13 protein-coding genes, 8 tRNA genes and 2 rRNA genes (1 of these 23 cut by a window edge) are annotated in these 16,842 nt (G+C 41.1%); 18 read left to right on the top strand and 5 right to left on the bottom strand.

Features of this window, described 5'->3' with window-relative positions; genetic code table 11:
• The 10 genes from QFX10_RS02550 to QFX10_RS02505 all read left to right on the top strand — a co-directional run.
• Positions 1 to 181, top strand: a 23S ribosomal RNA gene (locus tag QFX10_RS02550); it begins 2,742 nt to the left of the window's first position.
• A gap of 70 nt (positions 182 to 251) precedes the next feature.
• Positions 252 to 368, top strand: a 5S ribosomal RNA gene (rrf, locus tag QFX10_RS02545).
• 9 nt (positions 369 to 377) lie between these two features.
• Positions 378 to 450, top strand: a tRNA-Val gene (locus QFX10_RS02540).
• Positions 451 to 454: 4 nt separating this feature from the next.
• Positions 455 to 527, top strand: a tRNA-Lys gene (locus QFX10_RS02535).
• A 14-nt stretch (positions 528 to 541) separates the two neighbouring features.
• Positions 542 to 626 (top strand) — tRNA-Leu (locus tag QFX10_RS02530).
• Positions 627 to 631: 5 nt separating this feature from the next.
• A tRNA-Thr gene (locus QFX10_RS02525) sits at positions 632 to 704 on the top strand.
• A 7-nt stretch (positions 705 to 711) separates the two neighbouring features.
• A tRNA-Gly gene (locus QFX10_RS02520) sits at positions 712 to 783 on the top strand.
• A 17-nt stretch (positions 784 to 800) separates the two neighbouring features.
• A tRNA-Leu gene (locus QFX10_RS02515) sits at positions 801 to 886 on the top strand.
• 24 nt (positions 887 to 910) lie between these two features.
• A tRNA-Arg gene (locus QFX10_RS02510) sits at positions 911 to 984 on the top strand.
• A gap of 8 nt (positions 985 to 992) precedes the next feature.
• A tRNA-Pro gene (locus QFX10_RS02505) sits at positions 993 to 1,066 on the top strand.
• 123 nt (positions 1,067 to 1,189) lie between these two features.
• Here the strand turns inward: QFX10_RS02505 and QFX10_RS02500 are convergent.
• The gene (locus QFX10_RS02500) at positions 1,190 to 2,545 is read right to left on the bottom strand and encodes a glutamate--cysteine ligase (protein WP_280606664.1); all 1,356 of its coding nucleotides are present in this window, start codon (positions 2,543 to 2,545) and stop codon (positions 1,190 to 1,192) included.
• 315 nt (positions 2,546 to 2,860) lie between these two features.
• On the opposite strand from QFX10_RS02500, the gene trxA reads away from it, so the two are divergent.
• From trxA to QFX10_RS02485, 3 genes are all read left to right on the top strand, one after another.
• On the top strand, positions 2,861 to 3,178 hold the full coding sequence (trxA, locus tag QFX10_RS02495) for a thioredoxin (protein WP_280606663.1): 318 nt from the start codon (positions 2,861 to 2,863) through the stop codon (positions 3,176 to 3,178).
• A gap of 13 nt (positions 3,179 to 3,191) precedes the next feature.
• Positions 3,192 to 4,118, top strand: a complete 927-nt coding sequence (trxB, locus tag QFX10_RS02490; protein WP_280606662.1) for a thioredoxin-disulfide reductase — start codon at positions 3,192 to 3,194, stop codon at positions 4,116 to 4,118.
• Positions 4,119 to 4,692: 574 nt separating this feature from the next.
• Positions 4,693 to 6,024, top strand: a complete 1,332-nt coding sequence (locus QFX10_RS02485; protein ID WP_280606661.1) for a ClC family H(+)/Cl(-) exchange transporter — start codon at positions 4,693 to 4,695, stop codon at positions 6,022 to 6,024.
• 335 nt (positions 6,025 to 6,359) lie between these two features.
• On the opposite strand, the gene treC is transcribed toward QFX10_RS02485, so the two are convergent.
• Both treC and treR read right to left on the bottom strand, forming a co-directional pair.
• Positions 6,360 to 8,036 carry an alpha,alpha-phosphotrehalase gene (gene treC, locus QFX10_RS02480; protein WP_280606660.1) on the bottom strand — a complete coding sequence of 559 codons (1,677 nt, stop codon included), beginning with the start codon at positions 8,034 to 8,036 and terminating at the stop codon, positions 6,360 to 6,362.
• A 95-nt stretch (positions 8,037 to 8,131) separates the two neighbouring features.
• Positions 8,132 to 8,842 (bottom strand): trehalose operon repressor, encoded by a 711-nt coding sequence (treR, locus tag QFX10_RS02475; protein ID WP_280606659.1) that lies wholly within the window; start codon positions 8,840 to 8,842, stop codon positions 8,132 to 8,134.
• A 175-nt stretch (positions 8,843 to 9,017) separates the two neighbouring features.
• On the opposite strand from treR, the gene QFX10_RS02470 reads away from it, so the two are divergent.
• Entirely contained in the window at positions 9,018 to 10,940 is a 1,923-nt protein-coding gene (locus tag QFX10_RS02470) for a PTS sugar transporter subunit IIABC (RefSeq protein ID WP_280606658.1), read from the top strand.
• 54 nt (positions 10,941 to 10,994) lie between these two features.
• Here the strand turns inward: QFX10_RS02470 and QFX10_RS02465 are convergent, their stop codons facing one another.
• Together QFX10_RS02465 and QFX10_RS02460 are read right to left on the bottom strand one after the other, a co-directional pair.
• Positions 10,995 to 12,902, bottom strand: coding sequence for a sugar MFS transporter (locus QFX10_RS02465; RefSeq protein ID WP_280606657.1), 1,908 nt, complete (start codon positions 12,900 to 12,902; stop codon positions 10,995 to 10,997).
• A 475-nt stretch (positions 12,903 to 13,377) separates the two neighbouring features.
• Positions 13,378 to 14,385 carry a LacI family DNA-binding transcriptional regulator gene (locus QFX10_RS02460; protein WP_280606656.1) on the bottom strand — a complete coding sequence of 336 codons (1,008 nt, stop codon included), beginning with the start codon at positions 14,383 to 14,385 and terminating at the stop codon, positions 13,378 to 13,380.
• Between the two features lie 241 nt (positions 14,386 to 14,626).
• Here QFX10_RS02460 and QFX10_RS02455 point away from each other — a divergent pair, with 241 nt between their 5' ends.
• The 4 genes from QFX10_RS02455 (at position 14,627) to QFX10_RS02440 (ending at position 16,768) form a co-directional block, all read left to right on the top strand.
• Entirely contained in the window at positions 14,627 to 15,025 is a 399-nt protein-coding gene (locus QFX10_RS02455) for a hypothetical protein (protein ID WP_280606655.1), read from the top strand.
• Positions 15,026 to 15,150: 125 nt separating this feature from the next.
• Complete coding sequence (gene yidA, locus QFX10_RS02450; protein WP_367617608.1) at positions 15,151 to 15,975, top strand: sugar-phosphatase; 825 nt, start codon at positions 15,151 to 15,153, stop codon at positions 15,973 to 15,975.
• Positions 15,972 to 16,400: a hypothetical protein gene (locus tag QFX10_RS02445; RefSeq protein ID WP_280606654.1), complete on the top strand. Its 429-nt coding sequence runs from the start codon at positions 15,972 to 15,974 to the stop codon at positions 16,398 to 16,400. The genes yidA and QFX10_RS02445 overlap by 4 nt, the downstream gene beginning before the upstream one ends.
• Before the next feature lie 149 nt (positions 16,401 to 16,549).
• Complete coding sequence (locus QFX10_RS02440; RefSeq protein ID WP_280606653.1) at positions 16,550 to 16,768, top strand: heavy-metal-associated domain-containing protein; 219 nt, start codon at positions 16,550 to 16,552, stop codon at positions 16,766 to 16,768.
• Positions 16,769 to 16,842 lie beyond the last annotated feature (74 nt).

Raw genomic sequence — 16,842 nt, 5'->3', positions numbered from 1 at the left:
TAGCTATGTATGGATGAGATAAACGCTGAAAGCATCTAAGTGCGAAACTCACCTCGAGATAAGATTTCCCATTCCTTTATGGAAGTAAGACCCCTGAGAGATGATCAGGTAGATAGGATGGAAGTGGAAGTGCGGTGACGCATGGAGCGGACCATTACTAATCGGTCGAGGACTTAACCAAGTCAAAAACGCAGTTTTCGAGAAGAGAAGATATTGTCTAGTTTTGAGAGAACAAGGTTCTCAAAAATAAGTGTGGTGGCGATAGCACAAAGGCTACACCTGTTCCCATTCCGAACACAGAAGTTAAGCTTTGTCACGCCGAGAGTAGTTAGGGGATCGCCCCTTGCGAGGGTAGGAAGTTGCCACGCTATCATTATGGAGGATTAGCTCAGTTGGGAGAGCGTCTGCCTTACAAGCAGAGGGTCACAGGTTCGAGCCCTGTATCCTCCATCATGAGTCGTTAGCTCAGTCGGTAGAGCATCTGACTTTTAATCAGAGGGTCGACAGTTCGAGCCTGTCACGACTCATTAAACTCCATTCTGCGGGTGTGGCGGAATTGGCAGACGCGCTAGATTTAGGTTCTAGTGTCTTTTGACGTGGGGGTTCAAGTCCCTTCACCCGCACCATTTTCGCCGACTTAGCTCAGCTGGCAGAGCATCTGATTTGTAATCAGGAGGTCGGAGGTTCGAATCCTCTAGTCGGCATTTAAATGCGGAAGTAGTTCAGTGGTAGAACACCACCTTGCCATGGTGGGGGTCGCGGGTTCGAATCCCGTCTTCCGCTTAGATCGTTAAGATCTTGCCGGGGTGGCGGAACTGGCAGACGCACAGGACTTAAAATCCTGCGGTGAGTGATCACCGTACCGGTTCGATTCCGGTCCTCGGCATTTAATTGAATATTTTATTATTATGCACCCATAGCGCAACTGGATAGAGTGTCTGACTACGAATCAGAAGGTTGCAGGTTCGACTCCTGCTGGGTGCATTTTTTATCGGGAAATAGCTCAGCTTGGTAGAGCACCTGGTTTGGGACCAGGGGGTCGCAGGTTCGAATCCTGTTTTCCCGACTAAGTAAAGCTCACATGGTTATGTGGGCTTTTTTGTTATTTAAAAATATCTGTTAATGATTATCGCGCTAGCGCACATAAAAAAACTAGTATCGCACTAAATGCGATACTAGCAAGCCAGGTTTAACATCTGTGTAGATTTGGATCCCAATTTCCCCGAAAGAGAGCTTTTTTGAGCTCATCTGCGGTATATTGTCGATCTTCAAAGCCTTCAAAACGAATGATCGATTCTTGTGCAGCATCTTGATAGCGCCGCGCACGTTTTAAAGCATAAGCTTCAAGTGAATCATTTTCAACGTAATTTAGAAGACGCGCACTTGGAGTTGTTAAAGGATTTTCGATCCGATCTTCTAAGTCGTCTAAGATCTCTTGGTATTCAGGGCCTAACTGGATCCGATTAGCATAGTGCTCAAGACTCTTGATCAATGCACGTGCCTTATTCCGGTATTTGCAAAGGCTACGTGGTTCTTCACTAGCAACTTCTTCGTTCATTTGGTCAGCTGTAGCTAAGACGCGTTGGATCTCGCTTTCTTTTAAAGCTGGACTCATGATCAAATAACTTGCCAATAAACGGATAAAACGCAACGTATCTGTTCGGATTCCAACTGAACTACTTGGATCAAGATCAAGCATCCGTAATTCGATATATTCAGCGCCGTTTTTGAGGAGATCTTTGCCTTTGAAACGGACTGAACCATGAAATTCGTACTCTTTGATCAAGATCTTTTCTTTAACCCCTTGCTTGATCCGAGCTACATAGGCTTCAACGCTAGAGTAGTCGCCACTGAATTTATTTCCAAAGCCAAATGAACTTTGCCGAATACTTCTAACTGGATGTGGTAGAGTAAAATCTTTAGCAAAATAGTTTTTCTCAGCGATCGGGCTAGCTCCAAAAAGATAAGTTATCAACCAGCGATAGCGCATAAAACCTTGAGCTAAGATCGCATAAAGATAATTTCTGACTTCGAGTTCTGATGCAAAACGCTCAGGAAAGTTCTCCAAAACAAGTTGGATGATGTGCTGATCGATACTCAAATTAATGTGGGCCCCACATGGTGTGCCTTCAGAAAATCCATGGCGTTTGACCCACTCTTTTAAATAAGCTTCTTTTTCAGTTCCGATCTGTGCCAAACGGATCTGGCTCGTATCTTGTGGTAATTTAGGTGGCATGGATAACGGCCAAAGTAATTCCCCAGGTGCTAAGGCCGAACGTAAAATATTGTTGACACTGTATAAACAGTGCATAGCATCTAATGCGTATGGTGCTGGCGGAGTAACGACTTCAGACATGACTTCTAAAAAGTCAGTTGTGATCCACGGATTTGTTTTTTGATCGCCGATCCCGGCCGGATACGGTTCTTGGCTGAGATTGCCTGCATCGTCGACGCGGTGCATTTCGATCTCAAGTCCCATGGTAAAATCTGACGTTTTAGCAACGGCTTCATTATCAAAGATCAATTGTCCGATCTTACTAAACATAAACATCTCTCCCTTATGTATGATCTAACCTTTTGATTAGAGTTGAATTTTAGGGATATTATACTATATTTAGAAGATAATGAAATAGTTTTGGGCGATATTTTTGAATTTTTTAGTGGAAGAGCACTTAGATAATTAAATAAAGTTTTTAGCGCTATTAATTAAGGTTAAAATTTGTAAAAATAAATGAAAAAAGAAAGTTTTATATTTACTGAAAAAAAGTAAGCAAAATGATGGAACTGGAATACAATGCGTGCTATAGTAAGAATATCAGAAAGGATCAAATTTGATCATATTAAGAAAGGATAAAGTTCGATGGTAGAGATCTTTACAGATGATAATTTTGAAGAAATGACTGCTACTGGTGTCTCGTTGAGCGATTTTTGGGCTGAGTGGTGTGGCCCATGTCGGATCCAAGGACCGATCATTGAACAACTTGCTCAAGAACTAGGTGATGAGGTGCTCATCGGAAAATTAGATGTTGAAGAAAATCCGCTAACGCCTCAACGCTTTGGGATCATGTCGATCCCAACGTTACTTGTAAAAAAGGATGGTCAAGTTGTTGAGCAACTCGTTGGCGTCCACACGAAAGAGCAATTAAAAGCAGTTTTAGCAAAATATTTAGCAGAGTAGGGGGAACTATTAGATGGCAAAAGAATATGATGTAATCGTGATCGGTGCTGGACCTGGAGGGATGACAGCTGCGCTTTATGCTTCACGGGCAAACTTAAAGGTCGCGTTACTTGACCGTGGTGTTTATGGCGGAAATATGAATAATACCGCTGAGATCGAAAATTATCCTGGTTTTGCTTCGATCATGGGACCAGAGCTATCTGAAAAGATGTTTCAAGGTGCAACACAGTTTGGCGCTGAATTCGTTTATGGGACAGTCGAAGGTATCAAGGTCAAAGAAGATGGAACTAAATTAGTCAAAACCGATAGTGGCGACCTTAGTGCACCAGTAGTTATTATTGCAACTGGTTCGGTCAGTCGAAAATTAGGAGTCCCTGGTGAAGAAGAATATAGTGGGCGTGGTGTTTCCTATTGCGCGGTCTGCGATGGTGCGTTTTATAAAGGCCGTGAAGTCGTCGTGATCGGTGGTGGGGATTCTGCCGTTGAAGAAGGGATGTACTTGGCTAATTTGACTTCTAAAGTCAAAGTTGTTCATCGCAGAGATCAACTAAGAGCTCAAAAGATCTTACAAGAACGTGCTTTTAAAAACGATAAGATCGACTTTACATGGGATACAGTCGTAGAAGAGATCTTAGGTGACGGTCAAAAAGTGACAGGGGTCAAAGTTTTAAACAAAAAAACTGGTGAAACTAGTGTGATCGATGCCTCAGGTGTCTTTATCTACGTAGGTTCAACGCCAATGACAGAACCGTTCCAAGATCTTGGGATCACAGATGAACATGGTTGGATCGTAACAAATGATAAAATGGAAACAAAGGTTTCTGGTATTTATGCGATCGGCGATGTTCGTCAAAAACAATTGCGCCAGATCACAACGGCTGTTGGTGATGGTGGAATCGCTGGACAAGAGGCATTCAACTATATCGAGAGTCATAAATAAAGAGGAAAATGCGTCTGAGGCTAGAAGCTTCAGACGCATTTTTTTACGCTATATTTATCAGTCAGAGCCGATAATATGTGGATGGCTCAAAAGACTACTTTCATCACTGAGTTCGAACTCAGGATCATCAAACGCATCGTTATGAAGGACTTCGGTACCTTTTTGTTCATTTGATCTTATATAAGAACAATAGGCACAAGTCAGGACAAAGCTCAATGCGAGAAAGGTCAAGAGGTAGCCGAGTATGCTAAGATAGCGCTCGTATTTCATAGGGAAATAGTTCCTCTCTAGTTGTACTTCTGCTAACAGCAGTAACATTTAGCATTATCGCATATTTACTGGCGAAGCTCTACAAACATTATAGAATAAAAAAATATTGTTCTCTTTTCTCATGATGAAAGGCACTACATTGTTCGATAGATAGTTGAGAGAGCTTGTAAGATCAAGAAAAAGCAACTTTCCTTAAAATGAGAAATAATTAGTAACTAAATGACAGTTTCGTTTATCGAGTTCAAAACTACTGCTCGTGGTATTATTATTAGTAATATAAATTTATCCTAAAGGAAGTGAGTTTTTGAAACGTGCACGTGATGTTTTGGATCGACCTTTTGCTCCGCGGTATCTTAAATTGATCTTGCAAGGAGCAGTTGTGGGATTAATAACTGGCTGTGTCGTAAGTCTTTTTCGGTGGATCATCGACCATACGCTTCAAATATTATTTGTCTGGTATCCATATTTAAATGAGCATAAGCTCTATCTTTTACCATACATACTATTTTTACTTTGTTTGAGCTTGATCTTAGGCAAGCTCTTGCAAAAAGATACACTTGACTTAGTCGGTTCAGGTGTTCCTCAGATCGAAGCGGTCTTATTAGGGCAACACCAGTTAAAATGGTGGTCGATCCTATGGAAGAAATTTATCGGAGGCTTATTAGTGATCTGTCCCGGATTATTTTTAGGGCGTGAAGGACCGTGTATCCAGATGGGGGGCTGTATTGGCTTAGGGCTTGCTAAAACGACATTCAAAAGCGAACCAGATGAACAGAAACTGTTACTCTCAGCGGGAGTGGCAGCAGGTTTAGCTGCGGCTTTTAGTGCTCCGTTAGCCGGCGTTTTATTTTTACTCGAAGAGATCACGACGAGTTTTAAACCAAAAGTTTGGTTGACGGCTCTTTCAGCAGCTTTGACGGCGGATCTGATGACGTTAGTCTTTTTAGGTTCGACGCCAAGTTTATTTTTAAAGATCGCGCCCACGACCAAAATGATCGACCTTAGCGTCTTATTAGTGTTAGGGACTTGCTTAGGGCTGTTAGCTTATGTTTACCAGTACGTTTTATTAGACCTTGATTTTTTATATAGTAAGGTAAAATTTTTGCCTAAACGCTATCATAGCGTGATCCCGTTACTTTTGACGATCCCTTTAGGGTTATTTGAACCAAAGATCTTAGGCGGAAGCCACGATTTCATCAGCTATGTGATCTCGTTAAGTCAAAATGGACAACTTTGGACTAAGTTGTTAGGTTTATTAGGTCTCTTTTTTGTGATCCGCTTTGTCTTTTTGATGGTCTCTTACGGTGCAAGTGTTCCAGGAGAGATCTTTATGCCGATCTTAGTTTTAGGGGCGCTTTTAGGCTGTATTTTTGGGCTGACGCTAACCCATTATGGTTTGATCGAACCTAAGCAATATTTGAGCATCGTTTTAGTTTCGATGGCAGCTTATTTTGGCGCGATCGAAAAAGCTCCCTTTACGGCGATCGTTCTTTTAACAGAGATGACTGGCTCGTTAGCTCAAGTTTTTCCGTTAGTTTTTGTGACATTTGTTGCTTATGTTGTAAATGAGCTTTTAGGTGGTCGGCCGATCTACACTGCTTTACGCGAAGAAATGGATTTTTCAACTATTAAATGACTGAAGCCTCCTCTAGAGTGAAGACAGAAAGAATAAAAATTCTGTGGGCATTCTAGGGGATCTTTATATGGCTAGGATAGCTGGTCATGTTAGATAACTAAAAATAACAATCAGTCTTTTTTTTGCTTTAAAAGCTCACTTATTTGCTACTTCTTTGAATTAGCTATTTTTTCAGTAAATATACGATCAAGATCTCTATGGAAACACATGCACTAGCGAAAAATGTGATCCGAGAATTTTGTGTTTGTATATATGATATAAATTTCAACCAAAACAGCCTGATCCGAGAAAAATAACGCGATCAGGCTGTTTTGGTTCTTAATTATGAGTAAGGCTCAGAGTTTAGGTCGATCAAACTTGAAAGCTAATGTTTCGTATGGAGCTAATTTTAGTGTTTGGGGCAACTTTTCGTAAGTTTGTCCCATGTTTGTCACTAAAGTTTTGCCGGCAAAACGATCAGTAGCCGGTAATTCAAGTTCGGCGAAGCGAGCAGAGAAGTTATTGAAGACGAGAAGTTTTTGTGAGTCATCGTCTAAATAACGTTCATAGGCAAAAACTTGTTGATGCTTGGCAAACCGAGCTTTAAAGTGTCCGTCAGAGATCAGGCGTTCATTTTTGCGAAGTTGGATCAATTTTTGATAGAAATTAAAGATCGTTCCGTGTTCAAGTTCAGCTTTGACGTTGATCTGTTCTTGACCAGTTGGGCGTAACCAAGGTGTCGTTGTTGAAAAACCAGCTTGAGAACTTGCATCCCAATGCATCGGAGTGCGTGAATTATCGCGCGCTTTTGTTTTGACGATCGCAAAGGCTGCACTAGCCGAGTATCCTTTTTCTTGTAAAGCTTGATAAGCATTCAAAGCTTCGACATCAACATAGTCTTTGATCTTTGTATAAGTTGGATCGACCATCCCGATCTCTTCGCCCATATAGATATAAGGTGTCCCACGAAGCAGATGTAAAGTTGCCGCTAGCATTTGCGCTGAACGCACGCGATACTTTTTGGTATCTCCAAAACGATTCAAGGCAAAAGGTTGATCGTGATTGTTCCAAAAGAGTGCATTCCAACCGCCACCTTGATCCATTTCGACTTGCCAATCAGTTAGGCATTTTTTCAGGGCCATCAGATCAAAAGGTACGTTACTCCACTTTTCTCCATCAGCATAATCGACTTTTAAATGGTGGAAGGTAAAGACCATCGAGAGTTCGTGTTCGGCTGGATCTGAATACTTGATCGAAGAAGCAAAATTAGTCGAAGACATCTCACCGACTGTGATGATCGTCTCATCTTGACCAAAAGAAGCTTGGTTCAATTCTTTTAAATATTGATGGACGATCGGAGTATCAGTGTAGAGCCTTTTTTCTTGGACAGGATCAGTTGAATCAACAAGTTCGTTAGCCTTGCCGATCACGTTGATCACATCGAAGCGGAAACCTTTGACTCCTTTAGCTTTCCAAAAATTGACGATCGCAGCCGCTTCTTTTCGAACTTCAGGGTTGTGCCAATCTAGATCAGCTTGAGTTTGATCATAAAGGTGGAGATAGTATAAGTCTGTTTCACCAAAACGCGACCACGCGGGTCCCCCAAATTTAGATGACCAGTTAGTCGGTAGAGAGCCATCAGCTTTTTTAGGGCGCAGATAGAAATATTTTTGGTATTTTTCCTCACCAGCTAAAGCTTTTTGAAACCATTCATGTTCTGTTGAACAGTGGTTCAAGACCATATCTAACATGACATCGATCTTGACTTCTTTTAATTTAGCAACGAGTTCTTCAAAATCAGCCATTGTTCCAAAGCGCGGATCGATCTGGCGATAATCAGCGATATCGTAGCCGTTATCATTTTGAGGTGAGACAAAGAACGGATTGAACCAGATCATATCGATGTTTAGCTTAGCTAGATAAGGGATCTTTTCGATGATCCCGCGAAGATCGCCGATCCCATCATGATCTGAATCATAAAACGATTTAGGGTAGATCTGATAAATAACTTTTTTTCCAAGGTCTGTCGTCATAGTTTTTGTTCTATAAAAGGTAGCTTTGGAAGTTTATAGAACTCCTTTCTAAAGGATTTTTAGCGAGCTAGGCTACCTGTTTCTTCCTATAGCCCTTAAAGTTTTTTTCGTCTTGCAAAATCAATAAATCTAAATTTATCGGGATGATGATACGACGTCGTCAGTTGGAATAGTGTCGTATCACTCAAATAAGTGAGGCTTCGGACTACAACAGCTCGTTCGCCTTTATTGAGACCTAATTTTTCTTGGATCGGTCCAGGAACTTGTTCGACAGTGATCTCTTTTGTGGCGTAGCCGATCTCAAGTTTGAGTTGTTTTTCCAAATAAGCATAAAGCGAATGTTTAGCTACATCAGCGGGCAATTTAGTGATCGGGGGATCAAGTAAGTAGTCTTGATCCAAAACAGCTGGGCGACCAGCGATGAGCCGCAAACGTTCGATGAAGAATGCTTCTGTGGGTTCGATCTTTGTTTGGGCAAAAAGTGTTGGTGCTGGCACTTTTTTTTGCTGTAAGACTTGTGTCGTCGCTTTCATACCTAAAGCTTGATCTAATTCTTGGAAACTTGTGATCCCTGAAAGTGGGAACGTATATTTTTGAATATCTAAAACGACTGAACCTTTACCTTTGATCTTTTGGATCAAGCCTAATTCAGTCAAACTGTCTAAAGCTTTGCGGATCGTTTCGCGGGCTGTACCATAAAGTTCACTCAGCTGATTTTCACTTGGTAAAAAATCGCCAGGCAAAAATTGCTCATGTTTGATCTTTTCTGCCAGATCGTTAGCGATGATCTCATATTTAGCTGCCAAACAGCTCACTCCTTTGTATCGGTTTTCACTTTCATTCTAACATACTTGTATATACATGTAAAAGGGTGTTTTGTTATTGATAAATAAAGATAAAAAAATATATTGACAACTTGTATAGACAACATGTATGATGATGACGTAAGAAAGAAAACGCTTTAAAAATGGAGGGGACATCATGGCAGGTACGAAAGTGAAATTACAAGCGGTCGCAGATGGTGAAGTGATCGCTTTGAACAAAGTGCAAGATGAAGTCTTTTCAACTGGGATGATGGGACAAGGTTTTGGCCTTGAACCAGTCAGTGAGGAGATCGTTGCACCAGTTAGTGGTGAAGTCACAATGATCGCTGAATCAAAACATGCGATCGGGATCGTGACTAAAGAAGGTTTAGAAGTTTTGATCCATATGGGGATCGATACCGTTGGTTTACACGGAGAGCCTTTTGAGTTAAAGATCAAAGTCGGACAACAACTCACAGCCGGTGAACCACTCGCCAATATGGCGCTAGAAAATATTCGTCTAGCTGGTTTGAAGACAACGATCATGGTCTTGATCACCAATTCAGCTGATAAGTTAGAAGGGCTCGATCTCGAAGAAGGACAAGTCAAAGCAGGACAAGTCGTAGCCACTGCCTATGTCAAAGGGGCTAAGAAAAAGGCAGGCAAACGTGATTATGATGCGTTAGCGACAGTTATCATCGAAAATGTCGGAGGCAAAGAAAATATCAATAATTTGATCCACTGTATCACGCGTCTCCGTTTTTATTTAAAAGACGAAAGCAAAGCACACGATGATATTTTGCGCGAAACTGATGGTGTGATCGATATCATGCATGCTTCAGGACAATACCAAGTCGTGATCGGCAATGAAGTGACAAATGTTTTTGAGGCTGTCATGAAACAGTTGCCGGGACTAGCAGAACAAGAAGTTGAAACGACACCAGCTGATACGTCTAAAAATCCAGTCAGTCGTGCCTTTAGCAATTTGATCGGTGTGATCACAGGTTCGATGAGTCCAGTCGTTGGTGTGATCGCAGCAGCTGGGATCATCAAAGGGCTTTTAGCGTTGTTGACGTTGCCTCAATTAGGAGGCTTGCTAAACGTCAAAGATACGGCTTATATCACTGTCAGCGCGATCGCTGATTCAGCCTTTTATTTCTTGCCGATCTTAGTTGGTTTTGCTGCAGCTAAACGCTTAGGTGGTGATCCGATCGTTACGGCTGTGATCGGGGGCGTCTTGACTTATCCACAATTAGTCGCTTGGGGTCAAAACTTTAAAGAAATGTTTAGCATCGGTGGTTTCCAATTCCAATTTTTGAATTATACTTATTCGATCTTCCCGATGATCTTAGCGGCTTGGATGGCTAAAAAATTAGGAGACTTCTTGAAAAAGACGTTGCCAAATTATTTACAAATGATCTTTAACCCGCTTTTGACTGTCTTGCTCGTTTCGCTCGTTACTTTAGTGATCACAGGACCAATCATTCAAGGGGCTGCTAATGGGATCGCCGACTTTATCAACTGGTTAGTACATGCTTCTGGTTGGGTCGGTGGCCTTGTGATCGGTGGTTTTTACCAGTTGCTCGTGATCTTTGGACTTCATTGGGGCGTTGTGCCGTTAGTGGCTCAACAGATCTCAGCTAGCGGGCAAAGTGCGTTGAACGCGATCATTTCGGTGACGATGGTCGCCCAAGGGGCAGCTGTTTTAGCGGTTGCTATCAAAACAAAGAAAAATGATATGCGCTCGCTTGGGATCGCCGCTGCGATCTCGGCCTTTTGCGGGGTGACAGAACCAGCGATCTATGGGATCAACTTGCGCTATCGTAAAGTCTTTATCTCAGGTTTGATCGGTTCAGCTGTTGGGGGCTTGATCACAGGCTTGATGCACGGGACGATGTTTGGCTTTACTGGTTCTTTGATCGGTTTTCCATCATTCTTTGATCCAGCAGCGCCAACACAATTAAATAGCTTTTATGCTTTCTTGCTCTCCAGTGGAGCAGCCTTAGTGATCAGTTTCTTAGTGACTTGGTTTTGGGGATATAATGATGAAATGGAAATGGGGCAAAAAGTTGAAAAGAAAAAACGCCCTGGTAGCAATTAAAAATAGTATTTAAATAGAGCTTGGAGTCTTTGTTTAAAAGACTCCAAGCTCTATTTATCTTTGGTCTAAAGTGACGGTTGCAACTAATTCTCCATGACTTACTTCGTGATCAGTCGTCAGTTCAAATTGTGCGATCGCTTTTGGTTGAGTGAAGAAGACGATGACATTTGGGTTTAGACCGGCTTGTTTGATCAGGTCAAGATCAAACTCAAGTAACAAGTCCCCAGCTTTGACCGTCTGTCCATCATTGTAGTGTGTTACAAAACCTTTTCCTCTTAATTTTACCGTATCGATCCCCACGTGAATGATCGCTTCTAGTCCGTTATGAGCTACGATCCCTAAAACATGTTTAGTTGAAAATGTGAAACGGATCGTTCCTGAAAAAGGTGCATAAACTTTTTGGGTGGTCGGCAGGATAACAAAACCTAAAGCATTAAAATCAGGAGCTGCCTTGCTTGGCAAAGCCTCGATCTGGCCAGAGATCGGAGCTAAGACGTTTGTCGTTCGTGTTTTTTCTTCAGTCACTTTTAGATCGAGTTTTTCATCGCCAAGCGCTAATTTATCTTTTAATTCTTCAACGATCTCTTCGTGTTTTTCTTCGGTCAATTTGACTTTTGTCAAGAAGATGACTAAAGCTAAGACTGCTAAAACTAAAGGAACATAGAAAGCAAAGCCTTCAAAGGTCCGAATGTTTTTAGTCGTCATGTCAGCCGCGGTAGCTGAACCAGTCATCCCAGCCGCGATCGCGATATAACCGACGATCCCGTTAGCAAAAGCGCCACATAATTTATCGATCATCGGGCGGACTGCTAAAACGACGGCTTCGTTGCGTTCTCCAGTCTTTAACTGTCCATATTCGATCGCATCTGTCAAAGTCAAGACTGTTACAAGTTGAGCAAAAGTGATGTTATATAAAACAAGCCCAATGATCAACAAGCCCATGCTTTGACGGCCAAAGATAAAGATCAAATACGACACGATCATACAACATTGACCAAATGAAAAGAGGTATTTGCGTGGAATAAAGCGATTTAAAAGTGGATAAAGTGGCGAAGTCAAAAGTCCGATCCCGATCGCGATCCAGCCAGCTACTTGAAAACTTTCGGGGCGTCCTAAAACAAATTTGAAAAAGTAATATAAGACCCCGTTAGTGATGACATTAGCTAAAGAATACATGAAATAAGCTAAACTAGCCCATAAGATCTGGTCATTTTGCGCTAGCCCGATAAAAACATCTTTGATCGTTGTTTTAGGCTTAGCGGCTGTCCGGATCAGATCGTCTTTTTCTTCAGTTCCCCAAGCGACGATGAAAGCACATAAAACGGCCAATAGTGAGATGATCACAGCAAAGGCGAGCCATCCCGGAGCCCCTTGGGTATGCTTACCTGTTGCCAGATAAGTAAAATAAGTTACGATCGGAACAACGATGATCGTTAGCCCGTTCCAACCGACCGAACCGGTAAACGAACCAAGCGCAGTATAAAGCCCGCGTTCTTTACTACCATCACTCAAAGCTGGGACCATGCCCCAATAAGAAACATCTGAAAATGAATAAAAAACATCTAGAACAACAAATAAGATCACAAATAAAATAGCAAAGGCGATCCAATTGACATTGGCTAAATTAAAGATCCCCGTGAAAAGAATGATCATAATCACAGCACTGACAACATTACCGATGATGATCCAAGGTTTGAATTTGCCCCATTTAGTTTTAGTGTTATCAACGATATTGCCTAAAAGGGGATCAATAAAGATCTCAACGATCCGAATAAGGACGATCAAACTAGTGATCAAGCCGATCAACTTTGCTGCGATCTTTGGATCTAATTCGCTAAAAAGTCCTGCAGTTACAAAAACGATAAAGTAATTGCTCAAGGCGCCGTAAAAAGCTGCATGTCCTAAATTCCCCATTGCAAACGAAAACTTAGAGATAAATGAGCGTGACGATCTCTTGTCCATAAAAGTTCTGTTATATAAAATGTGAACAAACGTATTGGCTACATTTGAGAAAAGAATTATATATTTCCTTTCTTGGTTTTATTTACTAGTGTCAGGCTAGGTCTTCTCAGAGCTATTTGAAGGTGAGTGTTGACTTAGCATGATAGCTTTAAGGTATGATCTGCCCCGAAATTTTACTTTAGCAAAGGCTAAAGTTTGCTAACAAACGGTCAGCTATGTTTTCTGAGCGCGATCGTGTCTTAATACTTACCTCACATTCTAGCTTTCCTATAAATATTAAGGCGGATGCCTGTTTTGCTTCCCCTAAAGTTTGCGTAGTAGTTAGTTTTTGATGTAATCGATTACATCAAAAGTTTACAACTTTTACTAAATAAAGTAAATAGAATTAGTAAATATTTTTTAAAAAAGAGATCGCTATTTTTTACTAAAAATAAAAAAACACTCCGACCAATAAGGCGGAGTGCTATTAAAATACTTAATTTTTAGGAATAAAACTTTTCCGAACGATGAGCTTATTACTGATAAAAGCATGGATCTTAGGGCGTTCAGGTCTTTCTAAAGCGTCGGCCAAAAGATTGATCGCCGTTTGACAAAGTTCTGCTTGGTCGATCGCATATGTTGTTAATGGAGGTGAAACATACTGAGCGATCTCAATGTTGTTGATACTGATCAAAGCGGTATCTTTAGGGATCACATGTCCTGCTTCGTTGAAAGCTTGCAAAACACCGATCGCAAGCGCATCAGAAGCGACGATAAAGGCCTCTGGCAAAGGAAGGTCATTAGCTAAGATCTGTTTTCCAAGCTCATAGCCGTTAGAAGTCGTAAAAGGTCCAGAAACGAAGTAATAACGCTCATCAAAGACACCTAGGCGTTTAGCCCAATTTTCAAACGCAAACGAGCGGGGATCTTGTTGATAATTATGTGTACCCATGATATGACCAAGACCACCGATAAAACCGATCGATTTTTTTCCAGCTAAGATCAGTTGATCTAAAGCATCTAAGATCGTTTGTGAAAGATCAGGTTGAACAGAATCGAACTTATGGGGCAAGGGATTGATATCTAAAAAAACTCCCAAAGGCAAAACTTGGGCCAATTCGAGCAGCTTTGGCTCAGCGAATCCATCTGCTCCGATCCCAATGAAGCCTTCATAATTTTGACTTTGTGATAATAATTCATCGATCGCAGTAAAAAATTCAAATTTGAAATTTGCTTCTTCACCTTTAGCGAGTAAGGTTTCTTTTAAAGTGTTGAAATAAATATCTTGGAGCTCTTCTTCGGCTGTAAAACTAGCAAGTAAGGCGATGTTGCGTGTCAATAAAAATTTATTTTGACGTTTACCATAACCTAACCGATTTGCGACCGTTAAGATCTTATTTTTAGTAGCGGGGGTGACTGAAAGCGTTGGGTCATCATTTAAAAGGCGTGAGACAGTCGCCTGAGAGAAACCCGCTTCTTGTGCGATTTGCTTGATCGTTACCATAGCGATAGCCGCCTTTCTCGAAAGTATTATAGATATATTCTACATGATACGCTTGATTTTGGCTAATCGTTCCATTATTTTATAATCATTAACTTAAGGTTTTTATAATCAAAGTTATATTTTTTGAAAATGAGTAGTGCGCTAGTTTCTTTTGATTGACCCGTTTTGATGCTTGAAGATAAAATGTTAATCAGATAAATAGTTTTAAGTATAATAGTATATTTGTTTGAGGGGGTTCATTATGAATAAGATCGCATTGATGGAAGATGACAAAACTGTAAAATTGAGTATTCCACGTGGCTACTATGTTTTTGCAGAGATGTCAACAATGGCAGAATTTAACGTTAAAATGTCTTTACGTGATAGTAAAACACAAAAAGTCTCGTTTGAAGGTGAACGTCAAAGTAAAGAAACTTTGCCACCGATCCGTGGTTTTTACCAATGTGACTATGATGAAACTGAACTTCATATCGAGATCAATGAAAAAGTCGAACTTGATCTTAGAGTCGACAGTACAGACTTATACGATCAAAATGAAGAATTGGCAGTACGCACCGTGACTGCCGTTGGACGTGATCTTGATGATGAACGTTATAACGATTTCATGTTACACTTGACGATCATGCGGTGCCGTGATTAAACAAAAGGTAGGAAAGATCCTTAAAGACTCAACAGAGTTTTTAAGGATCTTTTTAGCTATCTTTTTAACTCTTTTAGGTGAGGTGGTATAATTAATTGAAACAACATGATATGGGGGGATCTCATTTGAAGATCAAAATGATCGCGATCGACATCGACGGCACACTTGTCGATGATCAAAAAAAGATCGGACCACTGACAAAAGTCGCCTTAAAAAAAGCACGGGCACAAGGCGTTTATGTGGTTTTATGTACAGGACGCCCGCTTTCAGGTGTCAAAGATTATTTGGATGAGTTAGGACTTGTGACAGAAGACGACTATGCGATCACCTTTAATGGGGCTAAAGCGCAGACGACAAAAAGTGGTCAGACGCTATTTGAGCATGGTCTGACACCAAAAGAGTATGGTGCTTTAGATGCTTTGAGCCACGAATTAGGTGTGCGCGGACAGATCGTTTTGCCAGATTCAAGTGTGTATACGACGTTTAAAGACATCAGTCCATATACAGTTTTAGATGCATTTTACACTAAAATGCCACTGTATTATCGAACCTCACAAGAGATCGAAACGCTCGGTCTAGCCTCTAAATACATGTGGGTCGATGAGCCTGAAATTATCCAAGCTAAATTAGCCACTCTTGATCAGGCCGTATTAGCTAAATATTACACTGTTCTTAGTGCGCCATGGTTTTATGAGATGATGAATAAAAAGGCCCATAAAGGTGCTGCAGTAATTGAACTAGGTGAACGCTTAGGGATCACAGCAGCTGAGATCATGGTCTTAGGGGATGAAAATAACGATCTGACGATGTTTGAGTTAGCTGGCTTTGGGGTCGCGATGGGGAACGCAAATGAGCAGATCAAAGCTTTAGCTCAAGCAGTGACGACTGATAACAAGCATGATGGTGTTGGCGTTGCTGTGACAAAATATATTTTAGAGAAAGGAAGATGAGTTTGGGAATTATTTTGGAGTTTTTGGCGGCCCGGTGGTACGTTTTTTTGATCGCACCGGTGTACGTTTTTGTGATGGCTCTTTTAGGAAAAAAGACGCGGTTTGAACGTGAGAGTTTTCAATTGGCGCTTATCTTCCAAGTTATCTATCTTATCGTGTACACGGGTTCTGCCCTTTGGCTTTTGGCAGTAGGTTCGGCTGAGAGTAGTGCCTACACGCTATTTACTTTAGTTGTCAATCTTGGTGGCGTTTTGAGTGTTTTGCCCCTCTTCTTATTGTTATTGTACCGCTTGTGCACATTAAAATTTTTAGAGCGTCTGCCAAATTGGGGCAAAAATTTATTTCGCCTAGGCTGTTTTGTTCTCTTAGGGATCTTATCTAACCCGACTTTGGCTCTTTTAGTAACAGCTTATTATGGCTGGTGAGTTTTTTATTTAACACTTAAGAAGCGTTGTGCTAAACTACAAGTGAGATGGCCCGCAGGAAAGTTAACGGTGTGAGACGGACCCAAAATTTCATAAGAAAGGAAGCTCTATTATCTTTCTTTACTCATACTATGTAGGGCCAAGAAGCGATGAAGGAAAAACATACAGTTCACGTTTTAGGGATGAAAGGTGCCTGTTGTGCTGCTAAAGTGAAAGAAAGCTTAAGCAAACTCGTTGAAGATGTCAAAGTTGACCTAAAAAAAGGCACAGCTGAGTATATTGGCGATGAGACGATCGATCACTTGAACGATACTTTAGAAGGCACGCCGTACTCAGTTATAGCTGAAACAAGTGCAAAACTAAAATAAAGCTAAAAAAGAGGCTATTAAAAGGCCTCTTTTTTAGTTATTCAAAAAAACTTATATGACTTTTGAGATAGGTA

It is taken from the genome of Ligilactobacillus faecis, from assembly GCF_029889745.1.
In the GTDB taxonomy this organism is placed as follows: Bacteria; Bacillota; Bacilli; order Lactobacillales; family Lactobacillaceae; genus Ligilactobacillus; species Ligilactobacillus faecis.
The sequence above is the reverse complement of the archived record's forward strand: the minus strand, read 5'-3'. Positions and strand labels throughout refer to the sequence as shown.

Coding starts and splice junctions, on each gene's coding strand:
- QFX10_RS02470 (WP_280606658.1), top strand. CDS start 9,018: ATGGCAGGTACGAAAGTGAAATTACAAGCGGTCGCAGATGGTGAAGTG.
- QFX10_RS02440 (WP_280606653.1), top strand. CDS start 16,550: ATGAAGGAAAAACATACAGTTCACGTTTTAGGGATGAAAGGTGCCTGT.
- treC (WP_280606660.1), bottom strand. CDS start 8,036: ATGACGACAGACCTTGGAAAAAAAGTTATTTATCAGATCTACCCTAAA.
- QFX10_RS02455 (WP_280606655.1), top strand. CDS start 14,627: ATGAATAAGATCGCATTGATGGAAGATGACAAAACTGTAAAATTGAGT.
- trxA (WP_280606663.1), top strand. CDS start 2,861: ATGGTAGAGATCTTTACAGATGATAATTTTGAAGAAATGACTGCTACT.
- QFX10_RS02500 (WP_280606664.1), bottom strand. CDS start 2,545: ATGTTTAGTAAGATCGGACAATTGATCTTTGATAATGAAGCCGTTGCT.
- QFX10_RS02460 (WP_280606656.1), bottom strand. CDS start 14,385: ATGGTAACGATCAAGCAAATCGCACAAGAAGCGGGTTTCTCTCAGGCG.
- QFX10_RS02465 (WP_280606657.1), bottom strand. CDS start 12,902: ATGGACAAGAGATCGTCACGCTCATTTATCTCTAAGTTTTCGTTTGCA.
- trxB (WP_280606662.1), top strand. CDS start 3,192: ATGGCAAAAGAATATGATGTAATCGTGATCGGTGCTGGACCTGGAGGG.
- QFX10_RS02445 (WP_280606654.1), top strand. CDS start 15,972: ATGAGTTTGGGAATTATTTTGGAGTTTTTGGCGGCCCGGTGGTACGTT.